Genomic DNA, 23,257 nt, shown 5'->3' on the forward strand with positions numbered 1-23,257 from the left:
AGAGTCTCGTAGCTCAGCTGGTTAGAGTACTACACTGATAATGTAGGGGTCGGCAGTTCGAGTCTGCCCGGGACTACTATTTTGGGAAAGTTTTATTAAAAGGAAATTTTAGAGGTTGAGTGAAGCCGTTTTAAGTACTGTTAACTGAAGAACTGTTAACTTAGCGCTAAAAATGGGGGATTAGCTCAGCTGGCTAGAGCGCCTGCCTTGCACGCAGGAGGTCATCGGTTCGACTCCGATATTCTCCACCACGGCTTAAAAAGCCACAAGTTCATTGACATATTGAGAAAAGAAAAATATAAAAATATAATAGAAAGCACAAATTTTGGGTGTTATATTTCGTATAACATTTAAATAAAAGTACAATAAGCAAAATAAGGGCGTATGGGGAATGCCTAGGCTCTCAGAGGCGATGAAGGACGTGATAAGCTGCGAAAAGCTACGGGGATTGGCACACACGAATTGATCCGTAGATATCCGAATGGGGCAACCCACTATGTTGAAGACATAGTACTCCTACGGGAGAGTAAACCCGCTGAACTGAAACATCTAAGTAGGCGGAGGAGAAGAAAACAAAAGTGATTCCGTAAGTAGTGGCGAGCGAACGCGGATTAGCCCAAACCAGTGTTGTTACGGCAATACTGGGGTTGTAGGACTGCGATATTCTATGCGGATTGAATTAGAATAACCTGGAAAGGTTAACCAAAGAAGGTGATAGTCCTGTATAGGTAAGAGAAGATATAGATAGCAGTATCCTGAGTAGCGCGGGGCACGTGAAACCCTGTGTGAATCTGCCGGGACCATCCGGTAAGGCTAAATACTCCTGAGAGACCGATAGTGAACCAGTACCGTGAGGGAAAGGTGAAAAGAACCGTGAATAACGGAGTGAAATAGATCCTGAAACCATACGCTTACAAGCGGTCGGAGCCCTTTCGTGGGGTGACGGCGTGCCTTTTGCATAATGAGCCTACGAGTTACCGTTGCTGGCAAGGATAAGTGGTTAAGCCACGGATCCGTAGCGAAAGCGAGTCTGAATAGGGCGCTTTAGTCAGTAATGGTAGACGCGAAACCGTGTGATCTACCCATGGGCAGGATGAAGCTTTGTTAACCCAAAGTGGAGGTCCGAACCCGTTGACGTTGAAAAGTCTTGGGATGACCTGTGGGTAGGGGTGAAAGGCCAATCAAACTCGGAAATAGCTCGTACTCCCCGAAATGCATTTAGGTGCAGCGCTGAAATAGTTATATAGAGGTAGAGCTACTGATTGGATGCGGGGGTTTCACCACCTACCAATTCCTGACAAACTCCGAATGCTATATAATGATTTTCATCAGTGAGGGCATGGGTGCTAAGGTCCATGTCCGAGAGGGAAAGAACCCAGACCATCAGCTAAGGTCCCCAAATGTATGCTAAGTTGAAATAACGCGGTTTGTCTGCATAGACAGCTAGGATGTTGGCTTGGAAGCAGCCATTCATTTAAAGAGTGCGTAACAGCTCACTAGTCGAGCGGACGAGCATGGATAATAATCGGGCATAAGTATACTACCGAAGCTATGGATTTGTAAAATATTACAAGTGGTAGGGGAGCATTCTAAACTGGGTCGAAGGTGATATGTGAGTATTGCTGGACTGTTTAGAAAAGAAAATGTAGGCATAAGTAACGATAATGCGGGCGAGAAACCCGCACACCGAAAAACTAAGGTTTCCACAGCTATGCTAATCAGCTGTGGGTTAGTCGGGTCCTAAGGCGAATCCGAAAGGAACAGTCGATGGATAACGGGTTAATATTCCCGTACTACTTATAATTGTGATGGAATGACGGAGTGATGAAAGCACCACGAACTGACGGAATAGTTCGTTGAAGTACCTAGCTATATTCTCTATAGGCAAATCCGTAGAGAATGGCGAAATACGATAGTACTCGGAGTCTTCGGACAAAGGGATAGTGTGCCTAAGGGCTTCCAAGAAAAGTTTCTAAACTTAGATTATAAGTACCCGTACCGTAAACCGACACAGGTAGTTGAGGAGAGAATCCTAAGGTGCTCGAGAGATTCATGGCTAAGGAATTAGGCAAAATAGACCTGTAACTTCGGGAGAAAGGTCGCCAGCAGCAATGCTGGCCGCAGTGAAAAGGTCCAGGCGACTGTTTATCAAAAACACAGGGCTCTGCAAAATCGTAAGATGAAGTATAGGGCCTGACACCTGCCCGGTGCTGGAAGGTTAAGAGGAGATGTTATCTTCGGAGAAGCATTGAATTGAAGCCCCAGTAAACGGCGGCCGTAACTATAACGGTCCTAAGGTAGCGAAATTCCTTGTCGGGTAAGTTCCGACCTGCACGAATGGTGTAACGATCTGGACACTGTCTCAGCCATGAGCTCGGTGAAATTGTAGTAGCGGTGAAGATGCCGCTTACCCGCAGTGGGACGAAAAGACCCTGTGCACCTTTACTATAGCTTAATATTGACCTTGGACACGTGATGTGTAGGATAGGTGGGAGACTTTGAAGTGGCGTCGCTAGGCGTTGTGGAGTCATTGTTGAAATACCACCCTTTGCTTGTCTGAGGCCTAACCCCGCTTAAGTGGGGGACATTGTTTGGTGGGTAGTTTGACTGGGGTGGTCGCCTCCAAAAGAGTAACGGAGGCTTCTAAAGGTTCCCTCAGCACGCTTGGTAACCGTGCGTAGAGTGCAATGGTATAAGGGAGCTTGACTGAGAGACATACAGGTCGATCAGGTACGAAAGTAGAGCATAGTGATCCGGTGGTTCCGCATGGAAGGGCCATCGCTCAAAGGATAAAAGGTACGCCGGGGATAACAGGCTGATCTCCCCCAAGAGCTCATATCGACGGGGGGGTTTGGCACCTCGATGTCGGCTCGTCACATCCTGGGGCTGGAGAAGGTCCCAAGGGTTGGGCTGTTCGCCCATTAAAGTGGCACGCGAGCTGGGTTCAGAACGTCGTGAGACAGTTCGGTCTCTATCTACTGTGGGCGTTAGAAATTTGAATGGATCTGATTCTAGTACGAGAGGACCGAATTGGACAAACCTCTGGTGTATCTGTTGTTCCGCCAGGAGCACTGCAGAGTAGCTACGTTTGGAAGGGATAAGCGCTGAAAGCATATAAGCGCGAAACCCACCATAAGATGAGATTTCTTTTAAGGGTCGTGGAAGATGACCACGTTGATAGGCTATAGATGTAAAGGCAGTAATGTCATAGTCAAGTAGTACTAATAACCCGTAAGCTTATGTACGAATTTCCTGCTCCGCAAGGAGCAGGGATGCACTTTCTATAGAATAATAAATATATTTTCTTGTCTCAATATGTTAAGATATTATTGCACATATTCATTTTGAAAAACAAATGTTTATTGCAATTAATTGCCCAAAGCAATTAGATCATTTAAGGTGGTTATTGCGGTGGGGCTCACCTCTTCCCATTCCGAACAGAGAAGTTAAGCCCACCTGCGCAGATGGTACTGCAATCCTGTGGGAGAGTATGTCGCCGCCTTTCTTTTAAAAACCCTAATCATACTGATTAGGGTTTTTTATTGTATCTTTTTTTTAGAATTGTGAGATAATTGGATCAATCCGAAAACTTGTGTCTTATATAAAAGACACAAACTTATTTATGTTTTATTTTGGTTTCGTATGTTATTATATTCCAATCTCTAAAGATAATTTGACTAATACCTTAATTAAATCAACTTCTACAAGTAATGTTTAGATAAATTTTATATTTAACTATTATATCAGCAAAGAATTCTTTCTAGTCTATTTTAAATAATGATAAGTATTACCTTGACTCTAAAAAGAAGTGAGTTTAAAATAATCCATAATAATTTCAGTTAATAAAATTTTAGAAGTTTGATAAAAGTGTCATGTATTCATATTAAAGTTTAACAAGAAAGGCAGATATCTTGTATTTGTTTTATATAACTTACAGCTTATCTTTGGTGTTAGTTAATAGTAGTAAATTTTTTCCTCAAAGGGAAAGGGTAAAAGTAAAAGGTCGATTATCTCATATCGACCTTTTTTCTTATATAGAAATCTAAGAATTATATAAAAATAAAACTTTAATAAGAACGGCAGTTTTTCTGTATCCAACTTAACAAATGACTTCCTTATCTTTGTATCGGTTAATAGCAGTAATTTTTTCTACTCAAGAAAAAATTTAAAGGTCGAAGTTTCACTTCGGCCTTTTTTTATGTTTTATCACGAATGAAACTTTAACAAGAACGGTAATTTTCGTGTAACCGTTTTAGAACTAATATATATTATTTTTGCACTCGGTTAATAAAGGTGTATTATCCAAATTAGTTAATAAGGTAAAGTAAAAAAAGGATACTAGAAATAGTATCCTTTTTTTATTACTTATATTTTAGTAATTCCATAACCTTAACAAAATCGGCAATTTTATTGTATTTAACTTTACTGAATTTCGCCTTATATTTGTCTCGGTTAATAGCAGTAATTTTTTCTACTCAAGAAAAAATTTAAAGGTCGAAGTGTTCACTTCGGCCTTTTTTATATTTTAGAAATCAGTTCAAGCGCTTTGTTAATCGTTTTTACATTATCGAAAGTTAAGAGTAAACGCAATCCGTTTTTAGTTTGCTTTTCTTTCATTTTACAAAGATTTCCATTTTGTTGCACAAATTGAACCACTTTTATGAAACGATTACTTTGATAAAAAGTGCTTTGCTGATCATTTATAAAATAACCAATCATTTTTCCTTGCTTAATAACAACTTTCTCTAATCCTAAAGCAGAAGCTCTCCATTTTAAACGAACACTGTTTAAAAGTGCAACAGCGGACTTAGGTAAAGCTCCAAAACGATCAATTAGCTTTTGTTCGAATTGTTCTAGTTTTATTTCGTCTTTAATTAGGTTAAGTTCGTTATATTGATTTAAACGTTCGGTAATATTATTGATATATTCATCTGGAAAAAGAATTTCAAAATCGGTATCTATTTGAATGTCTTTTACAAATTCTTTGGTTTCAATATTATTTTCTTCAACATATAAATCGGCAAATTCATTTTCTTTAAGTTCTTCAATAGCTTCATTCATGATTTTTTGATAAGTATCGAAACCAATTTCATTTATGAAACCACTTTGTTCACCACCTAATAAATCTCCAGCACCACGAATTTCTAAATCTTTCATCGCAATATTAAATCCGCTTCCAAGTTCGCTAAATTGCTCTAAAGCTTGAATACGTTTTCTGGCATCATCAGTCATAGCAGAATAGGGAGGAGTAATAAAGTAACAAAATGCTTTTTTGTTACTTCGCCCAACACGACCTCTCATTTGGTGTAAATCGGAAAGACCAAAGTTATTAGCGTTGTTAATAAAGATAGTATTTGCATTAGGAACGTCTAATCCGCTTTCAATAATAGTAGTTGCAACGAGAACGTCAAATTCACCTTCAATAAAAGAGAGCATTAATTCTTCCAATTTTTTTCCATCCATTTGTCCGTGTCCAATGCCAACTTTTGCATTAGGAACTAATCGTTGAATCATTCCAGCAACTTCCTTTATATTCTCAATTCTATTATTTATAAAAAAGACTTGGCCACCACGTTCAATTTCATAAGCAATAGCATCACGAATAATTTCCTCATTAAAGCTTACCACATTTGTCTCTATAGGATAACGATTTGGAGGAGGTGTTGTAATTACTGACAAATCTCTCGCAGCCATTAATGAGAATTGTAATGTTCTAGGTATTGGCGTTGCTGTTAATGTTAAAGTATCAACAGTTTCGGAGATTGTTTTTAATTTATCTTTTACGTTAACTCCGAACTTTTGTTCTTCGTCAATGATTAATAAACCTAAATTTTTAAATTTCACATTCTTATTTACCAATTGATGCGTACCAATAACAATATCTAATTTTCCTGCTTCTAATTGTTCTAAAGTTTCTTTCTTTTCTTTTGCAGATCTAAACCTATTCAAATAACCAACAGTAACAGGCATGTCTTTTAAACGTTCGGTAAATGTTCTAAAATGTTGATAGGCTAAAATAGTTGTAGGTACTAAAATAGCAACTTGTTTACTATTATCTACTGCTTTAAAGGCAGCTCTAATAGCAACCTCTGTTTTTCCAAAACCAACATCTCCACAAACCAATCGATCCATAGGTCTGTCACTTTCCATATCTAACTTAACATCATGTGTTGCAGTAATTTGATCTGGTGTGTCTTCATAGATGAATGAGCTCTCTAATTCTTTTTGTAAGTAACTATCTGGAGCACAAGCGAACCCTTTTTCTAAACGTCGTTTTGCATACAATTGAATAAGGTTAAACGCAATATGTTTAACTCTTGCTTTTGTTTTTTGTTTTAACGTTTTCCAAGCATTACTTCCGAGTTTGTAAATCTTTGGTGGTGTTCCGTCTTTACCACTGTATTTGGAAATTTTATGTAATGAGTGAATGCTAACATAAACAATGTCATTATCTGCATAAACAAGTTTAATGGCTTCTTGTTTCTTCCCTTCAACATCTATTTTTTGTAAGCCTCCAAACTTTCCTATTCCATGATCTATATGAGTAACATAGTCGCCCACAGATAATGAAGTTAGTTCTTTTAAAGTAATTGTTTGTTTTTTGGAATAACCATTTTTAATACTGAACTTATGGTAGCGTTCAAAAATCTGATGATCTGTATAGCATGCAATCTGAAGTTCGTCGTCAATGAAGCCCTGAAATAAAGGGAATACTAATGTTTTGTACTGCTTTCGTGTGGATTCATGTTTTTCAGAATCAATATCTTCAAAAATATCATGAAAACGTCCTGCCTGATTTTCATTAGAACAGAATAAATAATTTGTAATATTATTAAAATGATTCTCTCCTAGATTGTTTAGAAGTAAATCAAATTGTTTGTTAAAAGAAGGTTGTGGTTGAATATGAAATTCAAACTGTTTGTCTGTTTTAAAGACAGGTTTGTTGTGCAATTCAACTACGGTAAAGTCTAATGCTTTTTTTAGAAATTGTTTTTGATCTAGAAAAAGTTCTTCAGGAGCTGAATGTTTAATGTCAGAAGAAAGTTTGGTAAAAGCTTCGTTTGCTTTTCCAAATAATTTATCTAATTGATGCCCTAAAAGCTCAGTATTTTGAATAAAAAGCACAGTCTTGTCATTAATATAATGTAAAAAACTCTCTCTATTTTCTTCAAGAAGTTTGTTTTCTACATTAGGAATGATACTTATTTTTTTTAGTTTTTCAACAGAAAGCTGTGTTTCAACATCGAAAGTTCTAATGCTATCTACTTCATTACCAAAAAACTCAATTCTATACGGATGATCGTTAGAAAAAGAAAAAACATCTACAATTCCTCCACGAACAGAAAACTCACCTGGTTCGGTTACAAAATCTGCTCTTTTGAAATTGTATTCAAAAAGTGTTTCGTTAATAAAATCAATAGAAACCTTATCGTTTACATTAAGTTTTAAAGTGTTCTTTTCAAGTTCTTTTCTCGTAACAACTTTTTCAAAAACAGCATCAACATAAGAAACAATTATGGCTGGTTTTTTTCTAGAATTAATACGATTTAGAACTTCTGCTCTTAATAGAATATTTGCATTATCAGTTTCTTCAATCTGATAAGGTCTTCTGTATGAGCCAGGATAAAACAAAACATCTTGATCGTTGATTAATTGTTCTAAATCATTCAAATAATAGGCGGCTTCTTCTTTATCATTAAATAAAAATAAAAAAGGCAGTTCGGTTTTTTTGAAAAGCGAATCAATTACAAACGATAAAGAAGAACCAATAAGCCCTGAAACATTTATCTTTTTGCGATTATTAATGTATTCGGTAATTTGAGCAATTTTTGGCTGTTGCTCATATTTTTTTACTATTTCGGAAGCTTTCAAGTTATGTTGTATAATTTAAATTTGAGGAGATTTTACTCTTCTGTCTCTTCAGATTTTTGTTGATCTTTGTTTTCTATAATTTCGTCTTGGAATTTCTTTCTAGCCAAACGGGTAGTGTCTAAGGCTCGAATCATAATTTCTTCGCCTATTTCTTTAGGAATGGCTTTTTTAATTACAACCTCGTCCATTTGAGTGTACACACCTTTAATTTCTTCGTTTATCTCATTTATTAAAGTAATTACTCTTTTTTGAGGTATATCTTCTAAATGGATATAGGTATCTAACGATTTTATTTTGGTGTTTAATGTAACTAATCGACTTCTAACTTGAGGGATGTTGAAACTTTCAGGAACAGTTAAACTTAAACTGTCTGATTTTTCAGAAACATTTTTCACTTTCATTTGAAAAGCTAAAAGAGAGGTCTTCGGTTTCTCTTCTAATTCTCGTTTAATTTGTTGCCACTCGTTCCACTCAGAAATACTAGCTTTTACTTCTGGTTTAGATTCTGGAAATGTGAATTGCCATTTTTTAGAAATTTCCTTAAAAATAGCGTCATTCTTCTTCGATATTTTAGTAGATTCTTCATTCTGTTTGTCATTATCTTCACATGAAATTAATGTTGTTAGCAGAATAAATAGTGGAATTAAATACTTCATTTTGATGTCTTATTATAGCAAAAGTAATAATGTTTATTGAAAGTTAGATTATTTATATGTTTTCTTAACATTTGTTGCAGAAATAAAACTAATAAAATGCTTAAATGATGCTTCTGAAAATGTTATATTTGCATACTAATTACACCTATATAATGAATACGAAAATTTTGATTATTGGTGCTTGTGGACAAATAGGCACCGAGTTGACGGCTAAATTGAGAGCTACTTATGGAGTAGAAAATGTTGTTGCTTCTGATATTAGAAAATTAGAAAATGATGTTGTAAATAACGGAATATTTGAAGTTGTTAATGCATTAGACTATAATCAAATTGAACATTTACTTGAAAAATATAAAATTACAGATGTCTATTTAATGGCAGCACTTTTATCTGCAACTGCAGAAAAAAATCCTGCATTTGCTTGGGATCTAAATATGAACTCTCTTTTTCATGTATTAAACTTAGCAAAGGCTGGAAAAATAAAAAAAATATTTTGGCCTTCAAGTATTGCTGTTTTTGGACCAACAACTCCATCGCAAAATACACCACAATATACCATTATGGAGCCAACAACTGTTTATGGAATTTCGAAACAAACAGGTGAAAGATGGTGTGAGTATTATAACAAACAATATGGTGTAGATGTTAGAAGTATTCGTTATCCTGGATTAATTAGTTGGAGTACAGAACCAGGAGGAGGAACTACAGATTATGCAGTTGATATTTTTCATAAAGCAATTACAGAAGGGAAATTTACAAGTTTTCTTTCCGAAAACACAGGTTTACCTATGATGTATATGGACGATGCAATAAAAGCGACCATTGGTATTATGCAAGCTCCAGAAGAACAAGTAAAAATTAGATCTTCTTATAATTTATCAGGAATGAGTTTTACTCCAAAAGAAATTGCTGAAGAAATTAAAAAACATTATCCAGATTTTACAATTGACTACAATCCAGACTTTAGACAGAAGATTGCGGATAGTTGGCCAGCAAGTATAGATGATACTTCTGCGAGAGAAGATTGGAATTGGAAAAATGATTTTGAAATTGAAAACATGACGGAAGATATGTTTGAAAATTTAAAGAAACACATTTATAATACCTAAAAACATCTAATTGTATATACTATTTTTCATTTTTTGTGGTTAAGTTTGTAAATAAATAAACACTTAACATGAAAAAATTTTTAAAATTGAAGCGCATCTTTGCGCTCACGATTGCTATTCTATGTAGTAGCGTTTCTGCACAAACTCGTCCTTTTCCTGCTAACATTGACTATGGTAACGGGCTAACTGCTTCTGGGAAAAGTAGTGTGGATGCAGAGAATAGTTATAACATTTGGAAAACAAACTTTGTAGAAGCCTGTACTAATGGGCGATTTAGAGTAAAATTTGATAACTCAAGCGAAACAGTTTCTGAAGGAATAGCCTATGGAATGTTGCTTACTGTTTATAAGGCAGACAAGGTTACATTTGATGGTCTATGGCAGTATTATAAAGACAATCGTAACGGAAATGGTGTTATGAATTGGAAAATAAATGGATGCTCAGGAGTTAACGGGCAAAATGGTGCAACAGATGCAGAAGTAGACGCAGCGATGGCACTTATTGTAGCCGATTATCAATGGGGAAGTTCGGGAGTAATTAATTATAGGTTAGATGCAGAAAATTTAATCAATGCAATTAAAACGCATGAAGTAGAAGCGGGAACTTATGTTTTAAAACCAGGCGATATGTTTGGTGGTTCACAATTAACGAATGCTTCGTATTTTGCACCAGCCTATTTTAGAGTATTTGGAACATTTACTAATGATACAGCATATTGGAACAACGTAGCTTCCCAATGTTATACTATTATAAATGCAAACTTGACAGCAAATAATGCAGCAGGTGGTTTGGTATCAGATTGGTGTCAAGCATCAGGAGCTTATTCTTCTCAAAGCGGTGGTTATGTAAATCAAGGGCAAACCTATAAATATGATGCAGCAAGAACACCTTGGAGAATTGCGGTTGATTATTTATGGTATGGAAATAATAGTGCAAAAGTATATGCTAAAAAATGTTCAGATTTTGTTAGGGTAGATCTAAATGGTACTGCAAATATTAAAGATGGTTATAATCAAAATGGATCAGTTATAGGGCAATGGCACAATGCTACTTTTGTAGGGGCATTTGCTTGTGCGGCTACAGCGGGAGAAAACCAACCACATTTGGATGCATCTTATGTTGATTTGAATTCTCTAAACGAACCAAATAGTTATTTTAACCATACATTAAAAACAATGTATTTGTTCTTGTTAACGGGTAATTTCTATTTGCCACCAACAGGAACATTGTCTAATGATTCTTTTCAGAATGAAGATTTTAATGTGAGTTTATACCCAAACCCTAGTAAAGGAATTTTCACATTAACAGTACCTTCAAGTTCTAAGATTGAAGTTGTAAATGTGCAAGGAAAAATTGTTTTAGAAAAAGAAATGAACGATGTGCTTACAACATCTATAGATTTAAGTAGTAAAGCAGCAGGGATTTATTACATGAAAGTAATTAACAATGATAGAACAGTTTTTAGAAAGATTGTTTTAGAATAACTCAGCCTATTTTATATAAATAAAGAAAACCACATTTTTTAGATGTGGTTTTCTTAGTTATCGGCTTTTATTTTTCTTCGGAGTAGGCTTTTTACGTTCGCTTTTTTTCTTACCTCCTGCCATTTCATATTGTGAGCTGTTTTTTCCATATTTTGTAGCTACACCCGTTAGGATGCGTTCGTTCCAATCTTTTATCACTTCTATTTGACTAATACATTCATTGTATAAATCATCAATTGTACTTAAAGCAGTATTGTAAACGCTTAGTTTTGTTGAAAGAGCGGTAATTGCCGCTTCATAATTTGGAACTGTAATATCGTTTCCTAAATCTAATGTACTGCTAATACTTTTTACAGCTGCTAAACGAGTATTTGCCTTCTCAAGATCTAATACTCTGGTTAATTTTCTTCTTGCCATGATTTTCAATTTTTAATTATTATTTGTTTTATTCGTTGAAAATGATAAAACAAATTATGTGCCAAATTGAAGTAGAAACTTAACAAATAGCCTGTTTATATGTTTTTTTTATTGTTTTAATTAGAAACAATAAACCTAATTTAATGAGTATTATGCCCAATTAGATATGTATTAAACTAAGATTAATTAGTATTAAATGGAATTAAATTTATAATAAGTCAAACTAGATTCATAATAAGCATAATTAAATTAAGAGTAAACAAAACTTAATTTGTATTAAGTGTAATTAAGCTTGTATTTAACCCAATTAGATTTATAATAAGCATAATTAGGTATCTAGTAAATTAAACTTAATTAGTAGAAAGTAAAATTGCAAGCATTTTTGTTTCTCAAAATAAGAAGGCTTACAATGTGGAACAAAAAGTTATTTGTCTTTTTTTGCGTGAACTAAATCTTGCATATCGTAGTATTCAATTCCTTTTTGTTTTAGTGGGTTAGTGCTCCATTCTTCCCATTCGTTGGTGTATGGACTGTAGCCGCATTTTAAAGGTTTGGAATACTGATTTTCTGGGTCTTCAACATAGGCACGGCAATCGGTACACACATGACGGAATTCGCAATCTTTGCACACATCAATTTGGTCTTTGGTAATGTTCCAGTATTTTTTTAAATCTTTGTGTTGCAACGCTTCTTCTAATGTGGTGTTTTTTATGTTACCAAAGCTCTGAGAAATTGCTGGGCAATTTTTAATATTACCGTCTTTGTCGATGGCTATTTTTTTGTTTAGGCAAGAGTTGTGGTTGAGGGACTCTGTAAAATGACTTACATTTGAAGTGAAATATTTTTCATCAACATTACCACAAAATTTAAATTCAGTAATTTTTTTTTGAGTATAAATTATATTTGTGAGATTGAATTCTTCAAAATCTAGCAATTCTTCTCTCTCTGAAGTATGAATAATAATTTTAGTTAACCTTAATTTAGTTGAAGTTATATTTTTTAAAAAATCATTATTTATAGTAATATCATCTTTAATTATTAAACCTATATATTTAATTGAGCTATAATAAAAAGAATCTAGAAAAGAAATTAAATCATTGCTCTCAATTAAATTATAAAAGACAAGTTCTAGATATTCACATCCGAGATTTTCTAATTGACCTATAGTATCGGAATAATCATTTTTTAAATTAAAATTTTCAATAATAGCATTGTTGATAGCAAAAGGTGATTTATAATCTAGCTTTAAATCTGGAAAATAATCTAACTCAATTTCTTCACAGAAAAAACCTAAATCTAAATTTTCTAGATTAATAAAATAATCCTTAATTATTTCTGTATTTTCTTCTCCATATTCAATGTATATATCCTGAATTTTTATGTTTTTACATTTAGTTAATATTTCACACAAATCATTAGGGATAAAATGCACATTAGATCTTTGAAGGTCAACGATAACACTTCTTTTGTACCCCTTAACAACAATACAATTTGCAAACAGTTTAAAATATTTCATCATATAAAGCGAGTAACATGTTTAATATAAAGACTCTTTTGATAAAGATTAGTCTTATATTTTTTAATTTTTATTAATTTAGAGGTGACTTTTTTGTCTTTTGTTTTTGATTCTAAATCAAACAAAACCAACGGTAGATCCTCTTTGTTTTTTTCTGCTAATTCATTATATTCTTCATTCATAATACTTCTAAACTATTTTATTAAAGAAAGATGCTATTTTTTCATGTAAATAATAATTACATGGGTTTGATACCATTCCATATTGACCTATTGGATTTACTTCAAGAAAAACAAATTCATTTTTAGGAGTGCAAATCATATCTATTGAGCCACAATTTAAATCTAATTTATTCATTAATTCTGTGAGTTTTTTTTCTACTTCCATTGGCAATTTAAATGGAACGTTTCTATTTGGCTTTACTTTATTATAATTTCTAAAATCAATTTTAGTTTTTTCATCTTTTTGAGAGAAAATGGCCATTACATAAAATTCACCATGTAAAAAGAAAATCCTTAATTCATATTTTTTAGGTATATATTTTTGAATCAAAGATGGAAAAAAAACATTTGGTAATTTATCTTTCTTATTGATTTTACTAGTATAGCCTACAAGGTAGAAATCTTTATAATCAAAAATTAAGCTGCCTGTTATTGATTTTGTTATATAATCATCTATATCATTTATCCTTTCTAAGTCTATTTTATTATTTAAAATACGTTCAAACGGAACTAGAATTCCTAGTGATTTAGCGATATCATTAACTATTAACTTATTTACATCTGAATTAAAGAACTTATTGATATGGGGTAATTTTGATAATTTATAATATATAAATTCTTTTAATTTTATGAATTCATTTTTCCTAAATTCATCGATTGTCCCTTTGTCAACTGATTTGATTTTAAGATTTAAAAAACCTCTTCGATACCAAACACCTTTTAATTCTGAAATATAAAAACTACAATTATTGGTAACTATTTTTATATTTCCTTCATTAAACACAACCTTCAATTCATCATTTTCATTAATCCTAATGAACTTTATTTTAAAAAACAAAAGCCAATCTATCACCAAACTAGTTGATAAATCGGCTTCTTCTGTAATTATTAAAATCATTCTATTTAACAATCAATATCACTTATTGTTGTAGCATCATGATAAACCACACCATCTTTTGATCTTGTAACGTGCATGTCGCTACATCCGTTATCACAAGTATCTACATACGAATGGCATTGGTCATTAGTATCTCCTCCACCCATACCACCTTGAATAAGTAGAGCTTGATTATTAGATATTTTTGTTGTTCTATTTTCAAGATTAAACTCTTGAATGCTTTTTAATTTTTTCATAATTATTTTTTTTATTGATTAAGCACAATCATTAGTTGAAACTGTAGTTTGACTACTTGTCGATATAACCTTCCCTTCAGCATCATCTCTTGTCCATGTATGTGTATAATCTTCACAACCATTATCACAAGTAGTTTCTCCACAAGATGTTTTACTGCCCACCGCAGATCCTCCACCGATAATTAATGTTTTGTCTCTTTGAGATAAAACACTGTTTTCAAAAAAACTTTCTAATTTTCTCATATAAATATATTTAATTAATTAATACTCTTCGTCAGGAAACATTTTTTTAAATCTCCATTTTTCATAACCATAATTAGGTAGGCCAATAGTTCTTCTTCTTCTATTTAATTCCGTTATTGGTATATCAACCTTATTGGTATAAGAACCATAATATTGTTCTCCTCCATTATATAAATTATATTGATCATACATATTTGCATAAGTAAACGGTTTAGCTTCCCCTTTTTTTATGTATTCTAATATTTTGGGTAAGAAATAATTAACTCGTTCTTCATTATTTGTATGTAACAATATTATATCTTCATTAATTATACGTTTATCAATAGAAAAATCTCCAATAACCCTTGCGCTTGGATAACCATATTGGTTAAATATTTCTATGTATCGTTTTGCATTTTTTGCATCTATTTCTTCTTGCTTATCGATATTTGCTTGGTAATTTTTTTTTCGATACAATTGATCTTGTTCAATCATTTTAACTATTTCTTCCCTTAAATCTAATTGAAGACTGCTCATAAATTTTTCTCTCAATTTTGGGTAATCAAAATTTAATTTTCCTTTTTTCGAATAGTAAAGTTTTAAAATGGAATCATTTTTTAAGGACGATAAAGTAATTCCGTAATTAACAATCCAGTTTTTGGTTTCTTTTTTTGTAATCTTCTTATTTAATATTACTTTCAAATTCATATAAGTATGAACTTCATAATACATTTGAGTATTAATTGGTTCATATCTTTTAAAGACACTATCTAATATTTTGTAAGATTCTTGATAGTTTTTAACCAAATACAAGCTATCTGCTTCATTTACTTTTAGATAGTATGGAATGTAATTTGCGTCTTTATCACCTATTCTTGTGTAAGCACTTTTACATGAAAGGATACATAGACATAGAATTAATAAAACTATTTTCCTCATTTTTTTATTTTTAAAACTCTTCATTTGGATATAGTTTTTTAAATCTCCATTTTTCATAACCATAATTGGGTAAACCAATAGTTTTTCTTCTTCTATTTAATTCCATAACAGATATATCTACCTCACTATTATAAGAACCATAATACTGTTTTTCTCCATTGTATAAATAAAATTGGTCATACATATTAGCATATATCATAGGGCGCGCTTCCCCCTTATTTATAAACTCTAATATTTTGGGTAAGAAATAATTGATTCGCTCTTCATCATTAGTATGTAATAAAATTGCATCTTCACTTATCATACGTTTATCAATAGAATAATCTCCAATAACTCTTGCACTTGGATAACCATATTGGTTAAATATTTCTATGTATCGTTTTGCATTTTTTGCATCTATCTCTTCTTGCTTATCGATATTTTCTTGGTAATCTTTTTTTCTGTAGAACTGGTCTTGTTCAATCATTTTAACTATTTCTTCCCTTAAATCCAAATGAATTGAACTTATAAATTTTTCTCTTAATTTTGGATAATCCTTTTTCAGTTTTTCATCCTTAGAATAATATAAATTTAAAATAGAATCATTTTCTAATCTAGAAAGTGTAACTCCGTAATTGAGAATCCAATTTTCAGTTTCTTTTCTTGAAATTCTCTTATTCAATATTACTTTTAATTTCATATAGTTAATAACTTCATAATAGATATGAGCATTTACAGGTTCGAATTTTTTAAAAAGGCTATCTAATATTTTATAAGAACGCTTATAGTCTTTTACTATATATAAACTATCTGCTTCATATACTTTTAAGTAATAAGGAATATAATTTGCCTCTTTACTACCTATTCTTGTGTAAGTACTTTTACAAGAAAAAGTAAAAAAGCATAGTACTATGATGATAATATTTCTCATTATTGTTTATAAAATTGTATTTCTCTTATATTTAGATAAGTAAGCTTACAAATGTAAGTAAAACCCTCTCTTTGTTAAATACAGAAAATCTGTAAAAATTGTTAAAGTTTAAGGTTGTTTATTGATTTTATATCTTTTATTATTTATATAGCGAATTTCTTTAATTTTTTTGCATATCATTTGTGTAAAGTAATACAACCATGATTAAGGAGAAATTAAAAACTGTTCGTAAGAAAAAAAGGATTTACTCAGGAAGAAATTGCTAGACATATAGCAACAGATACTTCAAATTATAGTAGGAAGGAAAATGGAGAAGTGAAAATTACTCCAAAAGAATGGGAGAAAATTGCTGATTTTTTGAATTGTGATGTGGAAGAAATCTACGAAGAAAATGAACCTAATGTTAGCTACAATAATTTAAGGAAAAGTCCTGTAAATAACTCGGGAACAATTCATTATTTTAATGTTCCGGATTTTGTTTTAGAACATTTAGAGTTAATTAAGAAAGAAAATAAAAGATTAGAAGAAGAAAATAAAAAGTTAAAGGAGCGATTAAAAGACAAAGAATAAAACATGTTGATACTATTAGGTATTAGTTTGTAAAAACAGTCCTCATTTGTTAATTTAAATGAGGACTGTTTTTTTATGTTTTCATAAAATAACTTTCATAGGGTAGGGAATTGTGTTTAAAATTTTTCAATCAAAGCTTCTTCAATAGGAGCTTTAATTTTAATAACTTCCGCTGTGTTGTCGTTGGGTATTGTCATAGACAGGACATAATGTTTAATTTTCCAAGACTCATTCTCTTTCATTAAAACACCACTTCCTCTGCAAATTTTCATTTGGGTGTTTAACAATTCATCAAACCAAGCCATTTTACCATCAGTAGAAAAATAAACATTTCTCTCTAGTGTAGTAAAGCTCCAAGCTTTTCCTTTGTCAAAATAGGGCTTAGCAAAATCCATGAATGCTTTTTTGTTCCAGTTTTCTGTTGCATCAGTACCAATAAAGATGGATTCATTAGACATTGCATTAAAATAGCCTTTAAAGTTTGTTTCTGATGCATCTTTGTGCCATTGATCTAGTAAAGTGTTTATTTCTATTTTAGAAGGCGCTACCGCTTCTTTATTGGTAGTACAATTTAAAAATAGAAATAATAACAAAATAGAATAATATCGAGTCATGATAATGCAATTAAAAGTATGATTTGTAAAGATATTATAATTTTTCATCATGTTGCGATAAATCTAAACCAATGCTTTCAGAATTAGATGATACTCTTAAGGGTATGATTTTGTTGGTAATTTTATAGAGAATTAATGCGCCAAAAAAAGTAAATAAAGCAACTAGAAATAAAGCAATCATATGATGTGAAAAAACGCCCCATCCACCATGCAATAGACTTGCGTTTTCTCCTTCGGCAAATAGTGCTGTGAGTAGCATTCCCATAATACCTGCAACACCATGACAAGCAAAAACATCTAGAGTGTCGTCTATTTTTTTTAATCTTTTCCAGTTTAATGCTAAATTAGAGACTATAGCAGCAATAAAACCAAAGAAAATGCTTTTAGGGATAGAAATAAATCCAGCAGCGGGAGTAATAACTACTAAGCCAACAACTGCTCCAATACAAGCTCCTAAAGCAGAAACCTTTCGACCGTTTATTCTATCGAAGAAAATCCATGTCATCATTGCAGAAGCGGAAGCAATTGTAGTAGTAGCAAATGCCATTGCTGCGGTACTATTAGCAGCCATCGCAGATCCAGCATTAAAGCCAAACCAACCAAACCAGAGCATCCCTGTTCCTAATAATACAAAAGGAATATTAGTTGGAATGTGTTCTTTGTCTTTTCTTTTTCCAAGTACTAGAACGCCAGCTAAAGCAGCGAAACCAGCACTCATGTGTACTACTGTTCCTCCTGCAAAATCTTTAATTCCAAAATAAGCACCTAATAGACCGCTAGGATGCCAAACCATATGGCAGAGTGGGGCATAAATGAAAATGGTAAACAAACAAATGAATAGTAAATAAGATATAAAACGTACTCTTTCTGCAAAAGAACCTGTTATTATTGCTGGGGTTATTACGGCAAATTTCATTTGAAAAAGTGCAAAAAGTATAAACGGAATGGTGCTACCTATAGATTTATGAGGTAAAGTAGAAACATTATCAAAAAACATAAAATCAAAAGGATTGCCAAATAGCCCATAAGTTATTCCGTCTATTTCAATACCAATAGAAGAGCCAAAAGAAATACTAAATCCAACGATAACCCAAAGTAAAGAAACTACTCCTAAAGAAATGAAACTTTGCAGCATTGTTGAGATGACATTTTTTTTACCTACCATTCCACCATAGAAAAAAGACAGTCCAGGCGTCATTAGTAAAACAAAAGAAGAAGAGGTTAAAAGCCAAGCAATATCGGCATAATTTAGGTTTGATGTTTTTAGGAAGTCATTTTCTAAATTATTTGTGTTTTTCCAAAATAAACTTGTTATTGCTATAGCTGTGATTAATAGAAAAGAAATTACCCATCTTTTTTCAGTTTTCATATCTTTTTTTTAAAGTTGTAGATTATAAAAATAAAATTTAATCTAATTAATCTTTTGAAAAACAATGATGTAGTATGTGTTTTTGTTATAAAATGAAAATTAGCCTTTTAAAATGAAGAGTTCTAAAAAAGTGATGTTATTTTTTGAGATATTTTTTTTGAATATTGTTGTATTAATTCGAAAAATAAGTATTAAAGGAAAGATTGTGTCGTGATTTTTGAAAAAGTGTATTCTTGTTTCTATAAAATGAAAAAAGACCTTACATTTCTGTAAAGTCTTTCTTTTAATTAGCTCCCTCTCTTGGGCTCGAACCAAGGACCCTCTGATTAACAGTCAGATGCTCTAACCAACTGAGCTAAGAAGGAATAACCAATATTTTTGCAATTTGAGATATTAAATAACCATTCTAAACGAGTAGCTTTTTAATTAGCTCCCTCTCTTGGGCTCGAACCAAGGACCCTCTGATTAACAGTCAGATGCTCTAACCAACTGAGCTAAGAAGGAAGGTGTTTTTACCTTTATTGCGGTGCAAATATAAGCCGATTATTTATTTTCACAAACAAAATATGAAAAAATTTAGAAAAATTTATTGGCAACTAATTGGTAAATATCTTTTCCAAAGGTTAATGCCATCAGCGTCAATAAGATAATCATTCCTGCTGTTTGAACATATCCCATTGCTTTATCGCTTAAAGTTCGTCCAGTAATCATTTCTGCAATTGTAAATAGTGCATGTCCACCATCTAATCCAGGAATTGGAAGTAAATTCATAAAAGCTAAACCGATTGAAAAAAGAGCTGTAAAGTTCCAAATGAATTCCCAATTCCAAGTGTCTGGTAAACGGCTTGCAATTCCAATAGGGCTTTGTACTTGAGTGTAAGCACCTGTTTTTGGTCGTGCAATTAGTTTCAAACTTTGAACATTGTATTTAAATAATGCCCAAGATTGGCTTACTGCTTCTGGAAAAGCTTCTCCTAAACTTAGTTTTTCTGTAATTGTATATTTTTTATCTTCTTTTTGATCAAAGCTAATACCTAGGCGTCCGTATTGATTTAGAGTTACTTTTAAATCAGTTTTTTTACCTTCTCTTAAAACATTTAGAGTTATTTCTTTTCCTTTGTTCTCAGAAAGAATTCTATTAAGTTCTTTTTTAGATTCTGTTTTAATATTGTTGATTCCAATAATTTCGTCTTTAAATTCTATTCCTCCTTTTTCAGCAGATGAATTCTTCATGATTGTAGATACGAAACTATTTTTTAAATCTTCGTTTGGCACTAATGCATATGTTTGATTAACCCCAGAAAGTCCAGTACTGTCAACTTTGGTTCTTAAAACGACTTCTACATTGTTTCTTTTAACGATAAGATTTACGGAGTCATTTTTGTGAGTTCTTAGTGCATCAGATAGTTCATCGGAATACACAAATCGTTTACCATTTACACCTACAATTTCATCAAATCGTTCGAATCCAGTATTGTTTTTGCCAATTGAATCAATAAAATATTCATTCATGCCAAAACGCGCATGAACAAAGCCTTTACCTTCTTTTTTGATAATTTCTCCTTTTTGCTCATCAGTTAAAAGTAGTTCAACTTTTTTTCCATCACGCTCAATTTCGATTTTGTCTCCAAAAAGCACACCCATGTTCATGAATTTAAAATCTTCATGATGTTTGCCATCAATACTCATGATTTTATCTCCATTTTTGAAGCCTACATTTTGACCTACTTCACCAAATGCTAATCCATTTTTTTGTAATTCATCGGTTGAAATGATTTTCTTCCCTACAGTAATATACATTACTGTAAAAATTAACCATGCTAATAATATATTAACAACAATTCCTCCCAACATAATGATTAATCGTTGCCAAGCTGGTTTTGAACGGAATTCCCAGGGCTGAGGTTCTCCTTTTAGTTGTTCTTCGTCCATACTTTCATCCATCATTCCTGAAAGTTTTACATATCCACCAATTGGAAGCCATCCAATTCCCCACTCTGTATCTCCAATTTTTTTCTTTACAATTGAAAAACCGGCATCCATGAATAAGTAGAATTTTTCAACTCTAACCTTGAACATTTTTGCGGTTAAATAATGTCCGAATTCATGAAGAATTACTAAAACAGAAAGTATGAATAATATTTGTGCTGTTTGAATCATCTTTTAAGTATGCTTTTAATTTAAAAAAACAAAAGTAAGGTTTTCACCTTACTTTTTATCATTATTTTTATTGGGAACTATTTTTTTATAAAATTTTTATGAATCACACCTTTATTAGTGGTTAACTTTATGATATGCATTCCTTTTGAAAGATGATCGATAGCGATGTCTTTCTTTTTTTGCGTATAAACTAACTGCCCAATAGTGTTATAAAATTCAACCTTTTCTAGTTCTAAATCATTTGGTATTTTTATATGTATTGTAGTAGCACTTGGATTTGGAAAAATAGATACGGTTTGTTCTAAAGTAAATTCTTCATTTGCTAAAGTAGCTATATTGTTTCTTGATATAATATCTTTGTTTGGATCGAATTCTACATTTGTTACTTGAAATGGTACGTTAACAATAAATTCTTCATTGTTTATAGTGTTGTTTACTGTGAAATCTTGTGTTTGTCCACCATTTCCAGATAAACGGATTACTAAAGGCATTTCAAAATAGCTAACAGAAGGGTCTGATTGTGTTTGATTTACTGTTATTTTAGCTTGACCAGAACCCCAATTTTGAGCACTAATAGTATAAGTTGGGTAGCCTTCATTATATACCCAATCATTAAAAAACTCTGTAAAATTTAATCCAGAAGCAGTTTCTAAATGACTTTGGAATTGTGGTGTTATTGCATATTTATAAGCTAGAGCAGGATCGGCTAAATAATTACGTAATGCTTGAAAGAAGTTTGCGTCTCCCATTTTATAGCGAATCATATTGGTTACCATTGATCCTTTGTTATAGGTGATCCTTCCGCTAAAAATTCTGCTGACACTTTGTGTTTGAGTATCTGTTAAGTATAAATTTCCATTAGGTTGAGAAGTTATATTGCTGGTTTTTGATTCTTTCCAGTTTCTAAATGAAACGTCTCCATCTAAGTTTTCAACTACTACACCAGACATGTATTCTGTAATACCTTCGTTTAGCCAAATGTCTTTCCAAGTTCCGCATGTGATTTTATCACCAAACCATTGATGTGCCATTTCGTGAGCAATTAGTCCTCTAGACCATCCTCCCATAAATGATACTGTTGTGTGTTCCATACCACCTCCCCAACCAAATTGAGCATGTCCATATTTTTCATTTCTAAAAGGGTAGTCACCTATTAAAGTTTCAAATAAATTAATGATTGTTGGAGTAACCGCAAGGCTATTTTGAGTCGATGTTGCTGTTTCAGGGTAGATGTAGTTTACAATTGGAAAAAATGGGCTCACAGTTGTTCCTAATCCTCCTTGTTGGTTGTAAATTTGGTAATCGGTTACTGCAATAGCGACTAAATAAGCAGGAATTGGATAACTATGATGGAAGTGAGTTGTTTTTGTGTTATTTCCATTATCTATTGCGCTTTGCTCTAATCCATTTGATACACTCACATATTGTGATGGAGCTGTTATGTAGACATCAATACTTTCTATTTTATCATTTAAGTCTTGTTTACATGGCCACCAATCTCTTGCTCCATACGGTTCTGATAAAGTATAGATTATGGGTGTTCCTGAGTGATTTCCAGCAGTAAACGCTTGTTCTGCAGTTGAGGGAGCTCCACTATATATGATTTCTATTGTAGCGCTGTTTCCTGTGGTTAATGTTGTTGGAAGTGTTATTTCTAATTCGTGTGTGCTATTATGAGAATAACTAAGATTGTTGCCGTCTTTCTTTACCGAAGTAATTGTAAAAGGAGAAGACGTTTTTTTGTAAAAATCAAAAACAACAGTATTCATGTTTTCTAGCGCAGTAAATGTTGTTGTAACTTGTCCTTCAATATTAAAAACAGCAGGATCTACAGTGAATCTTAATTCTTGATGTGTAACATTGTAATTTAATGTATTGGGATTGGCTTGAAAAGTACTTAATGAGGAAGCTGACTTCATTTCTGACTCAATCATTCTGTCAAAATCATCATTTTCTACTTGAGCAAAGATGAAAAAAGAGGGAATGAATAAAAGTGATAGGAGTGTTTTTTTCATTTTTTTTTAGCTAATGTATTGAATTTATGATATAAAATAAAAAAAAGCG

At 32.3% G+C, this 23,257-nt stretch carries 16 protein-coding genes, 4 tRNA genes and 2 rRNA genes; 7 read left to right on the forward strand and 15 right to left on the reverse strand.

What is annotated here, in order from left to right; genetic code table 11:
• Positions 1-2: 2 nt before the first annotated feature.
• The 4 genes from L2Z92_RS07040 (at position 3) to rrf (ending at position 3,505) form a co-directional block, all read left to right on the forward strand.
• Positions 3-76 (forward strand) — tRNA-Ile (locus L2Z92_RS07040).
• A 98-nt stretch (positions 77-174) separates the two neighbouring features.
• Positions 175-251: transfer RNA gene (locus L2Z92_RS07045), tRNA-Ala, on the forward strand.
• Positions 252-363: 112 nt separating this feature from the next.
• Positions 364-3,245, forward strand: a 23S ribosomal RNA gene (locus L2Z92_RS07050).
• 150 nt (positions 3,246-3,395) lie between these two features.
• Positions 3,396-3,505: ribosomal RNA gene (gene rrf, locus L2Z92_RS07055) — 5S ribosomal RNA — on the forward strand.
• Positions 3,506-4,518: 1,013 nt separating this feature from the next.
• Here rrf and mfd read toward each other — a convergent pair.
• Both mfd and L2Z92_RS07065 read right to left on the reverse strand, forming a co-directional pair.
• The gene (gene mfd, locus L2Z92_RS07060; RefSeq protein WP_236458830.1) at positions 4,519-7,827 is read right to left on the reverse strand and encodes a transcription-repair coupling factor; all 3,309 of its coding nucleotides are present in this window, start codon (positions 7,825-7,827) and stop codon (positions 4,519-4,521) included.
• Between the two features lie 77 nt (positions 7,828-7,904).
• A complete protein-coding gene (locus L2Z92_RS07065) occupies positions 7,905-8,528 on the reverse strand; it encodes a hypothetical protein (protein WP_236458127.1) in 624 nt (207 codons plus the stop codon).
• A gap of 152 nt (positions 8,529-8,680) precedes the next feature.
• On the opposite strand from L2Z92_RS07065, the gene L2Z92_RS07070 reads away from it, so the two are divergent.
• Both L2Z92_RS07070 and L2Z92_RS07075 read left to right on the forward strand, forming a co-directional pair.
• Positions 8,681-9,637 (forward strand): NAD-dependent epimerase/dehydratase family protein, encoded by a 957-nt coding sequence (locus tag L2Z92_RS07070; protein ID WP_236458128.1) that lies wholly within the window; start codon positions 8,681-8,683, stop codon positions 9,635-9,637.
• A 68-nt stretch (positions 9,638-9,705) separates the two neighbouring features.
• Complete coding sequence (locus L2Z92_RS07075; RefSeq protein WP_236458129.1) at positions 9,706-11,121, forward strand: glycosyl hydrolase family 8; 1,416 nt, start codon at positions 9,706-9,708, stop codon at positions 11,119-11,121.
• 57 nt (positions 11,122-11,178) lie between these two features.
• Here the strand turns inward: L2Z92_RS07075 and L2Z92_RS07080 are convergent, their stop codons facing one another.
• The 7 genes from L2Z92_RS07080 to L2Z92_RS07110 all read right to left on the reverse strand — a co-directional run bounded on the left by L2Z92_RS07080 (position 11,179) and on the right by L2Z92_RS07110 (position 16,480).
• Positions 11,179-11,538 carry a hypothetical protein gene (locus L2Z92_RS07080; RefSeq protein ID WP_236458130.1) on the reverse strand — a complete coding sequence of 120 codons (360 nt, stop codon included), beginning with the start codon at positions 11,536-11,538 and terminating at the stop codon, positions 11,179-11,181.
• Positions 11,539-11,962: 424 nt separating this feature from the next.
• The gene (gene gwsS / locus L2Z92_RS07085) at positions 11,963-13,057 is read right to left on the reverse strand and encodes a grasp-with-spasm system SPASM domain peptide maturase (protein ID WP_236458131.1); all 1,095 of its coding nucleotides are present in this window, start codon (positions 13,055-13,057) and stop codon (positions 11,963-11,965) included.
• Positions 13,058-13,243: 186 nt separating this feature from the next.
• Positions 13,244-14,173 (reverse strand): grasp-with-spasm system ATP-grasp peptide maturase, encoded by a 930-nt coding sequence (gene gwsG / locus L2Z92_RS07090; protein WP_236458132.1) that lies wholly within the window; start codon positions 14,171-14,173, stop codon positions 13,244-13,246.
• Between the two features lie 5 nt (positions 14,174-14,178).
• Entirely contained in the window at positions 14,179-14,409 is a 231-nt protein-coding gene (locus L2Z92_RS07095; RefSeq protein WP_236458133.1) for a hypothetical protein, read from the reverse strand.
• Between the two features lie 18 nt (positions 14,410-14,427).
• A complete protein-coding gene (locus tag L2Z92_RS07100) occupies positions 14,428-14,652 on the reverse strand; it encodes a hypothetical protein (protein WP_236458134.1) in 225 nt (74 codons plus the stop codon).
• Between the two features lie 18 nt (positions 14,653-14,670).
• Positions 14,671-15,570 (reverse strand): hypothetical protein, encoded by a 900-nt coding sequence (locus tag L2Z92_RS07105; RefSeq protein ID WP_236458135.1) that lies wholly within the window; start codon positions 15,568-15,570, stop codon positions 14,671-14,673.
• Between the two features lie 10 nt (positions 15,571-15,580).
• On the reverse strand, positions 15,581-16,480 hold the full coding sequence (locus tag L2Z92_RS07110; RefSeq protein WP_236458136.1) for a hypothetical protein: 900 nt from the start codon (positions 16,478-16,480) through the stop codon (positions 15,581-15,583).
• 270 nt (positions 16,481-16,750) lie between these two features.
• Here L2Z92_RS07110 and L2Z92_RS07115 point away from each other — a divergent pair, with 270 nt between their 5' ends.
• The gene (locus L2Z92_RS07115; RefSeq protein ID WP_236458831.1) at positions 16,751-17,050 is read left to right on the forward strand and encodes a helix-turn-helix domain-containing protein; all 300 of its coding nucleotides are present in this window, start codon (positions 16,751-16,753) and stop codon (positions 17,048-17,050) included.
• A gap of 116 nt (positions 17,051-17,166) precedes the next feature.
• On the opposite strand, the gene L2Z92_RS07120 is transcribed toward L2Z92_RS07115, so the two are convergent.
• From L2Z92_RS07120 to L2Z92_RS07145, 6 genes are all read right to left on the reverse strand, one after another.
• Positions 17,167-17,664: a nuclear transport factor 2 family protein gene (locus L2Z92_RS07120; protein ID WP_236458137.1), complete on the reverse strand. Its 498-nt coding sequence runs from the start codon at positions 17,662-17,664 to the stop codon at positions 17,167-17,169.
• Between the two features lie 34 nt (positions 17,665-17,698).
• Positions 17,699-19,033: an ammonium transporter gene (locus tag L2Z92_RS07125; protein ID WP_236458138.1), complete on the reverse strand. Its 1,335-nt coding sequence runs from the start codon at positions 19,031-19,033 to the stop codon at positions 17,699-17,701.
• A gap of 291 nt (positions 19,034-19,324) precedes the next feature.
• Positions 19,325-19,398, reverse strand: a tRNA-Asn gene (locus L2Z92_RS07130).
• Positions 19,399-19,463: 65 nt separating this feature from the next.
• Positions 19,464-19,537 (reverse strand) — tRNA-Asn (locus L2Z92_RS07135).
• A 72-nt stretch (positions 19,538-19,609) separates the two neighbouring features.
• Complete coding sequence (locus L2Z92_RS07140) at positions 19,610-21,193, reverse strand: site-2 protease family protein (protein WP_236458139.1); 1,584 nt, start codon at positions 21,191-21,193, stop codon at positions 19,610-19,612.
• A gap of 77 nt (positions 21,194-21,270) precedes the next feature.
• Positions 21,271-23,208, reverse strand: a complete 1,938-nt coding sequence (locus L2Z92_RS07145) for a M1 family aminopeptidase (RefSeq protein WP_236458140.1) — start codon at positions 23,206-23,208, stop codon at positions 21,271-21,273.
• Positions 23,209-23,257 lie beyond the last annotated feature (49 nt).

Origin of the sequence: Flavobacterium jumunjinense, from assembly GCF_021650975.2 — a bacterium.
Classification (GTDB): Bacteria; Bacteroidota; Bacteroidia; order Flavobacteriales; family Flavobacteriaceae; genus Flavobacterium; species Flavobacterium jumunjinense.

What these genes read in the sequence shown, in the direction of transcription:
- L2Z92_RS07065 (WP_236458127.1), bottom strand. Translation starts at nt 8,528, where the DNA reads ATGAAGTATTTAATTCCACTATTTATTCTGCTAACAACATTAATTTCA.
- L2Z92_RS07070 (WP_236458128.1), top strand. Translation starts at nt 8,681, where the DNA reads ATGAATACGAAAATTTTGATTATTGGTGCTTGTGGACAAATAGGCACC.
- L2Z92_RS07145 (WP_236458140.1), bottom strand. Translation starts at nt 23,208, where the DNA reads ATGAAAAAAACACTCCTATCACTTTTATTCATTCCCTCTTTTTTCATC.
- L2Z92_RS07105 (WP_236458135.1), bottom strand. Translation starts at nt 15,570, where the DNA reads ATGAGGAAAATAGTTTTATTAATTCTATGTCTATGTATCCTTTCATGT.
- gwsG (WP_236458132.1), bottom strand. Translation starts at nt 14,173, where the DNA reads ATGATTTTAATAATTACAGAAGAAGCCGATTTATCAACTAGTTTGGTG.
- L2Z92_RS07140 (WP_236458139.1), bottom strand. Translation starts at nt 21,193, where the DNA reads ATGATTCAAACAGCACAAATATTATTCATACTTTCTGTTTTAGTAATT.
- L2Z92_RS07125 (WP_236458138.1), bottom strand. Translation starts at nt 19,033, where the DNA reads ATGAAAACTGAAAAAAGATGGGTAATTTCTTTTCTATTAATCACAGCT.
- L2Z92_RS07080 (WP_236458130.1), bottom strand. Translation starts at nt 11,538, where the DNA reads ATGGCAAGAAGAAAATTAACCAGAGTATTAGATCTTGAGAAGGCAAAT.
- L2Z92_RS07120 (WP_236458137.1), bottom strand. Translation starts at nt 17,664, where the DNA reads ATGACTCGATATTATTCTATTTTGTTATTATTTCTATTTTTAAATTGT.
- gwsS (WP_236458131.1), bottom strand. Translation starts at nt 13,057, where the DNA reads ATGATGAAATATTTTAAACTGTTTGCAAATTGTATTGTTGTTAAGGGG.
- L2Z92_RS07075 (WP_236458129.1), top strand. Translation starts at nt 9,706, where the DNA reads ATGAAAAAATTTTTAAAATTGAAGCGCATCTTTGCGCTCACGATTGCT.
- L2Z92_RS07095 (WP_236458133.1), bottom strand. Translation starts at nt 14,409, where the DNA reads ATGAAAAAATTAAAAAGCATTCAAGAGTTTAATCTTGAAAATAGAACA.
- L2Z92_RS07110 (WP_236458136.1), bottom strand. Translation starts at nt 16,480, where the DNA reads ATGAGAAATATTATCATCATAGTACTATGCTTTTTTACTTTTTCTTGT.
- L2Z92_RS07100 (WP_236458134.1), bottom strand. Translation starts at nt 14,652, where the DNA reads ATGAGAAAATTAGAAAGTTTTTTTGAAAACAGTGTTTTATCTCAAAGA.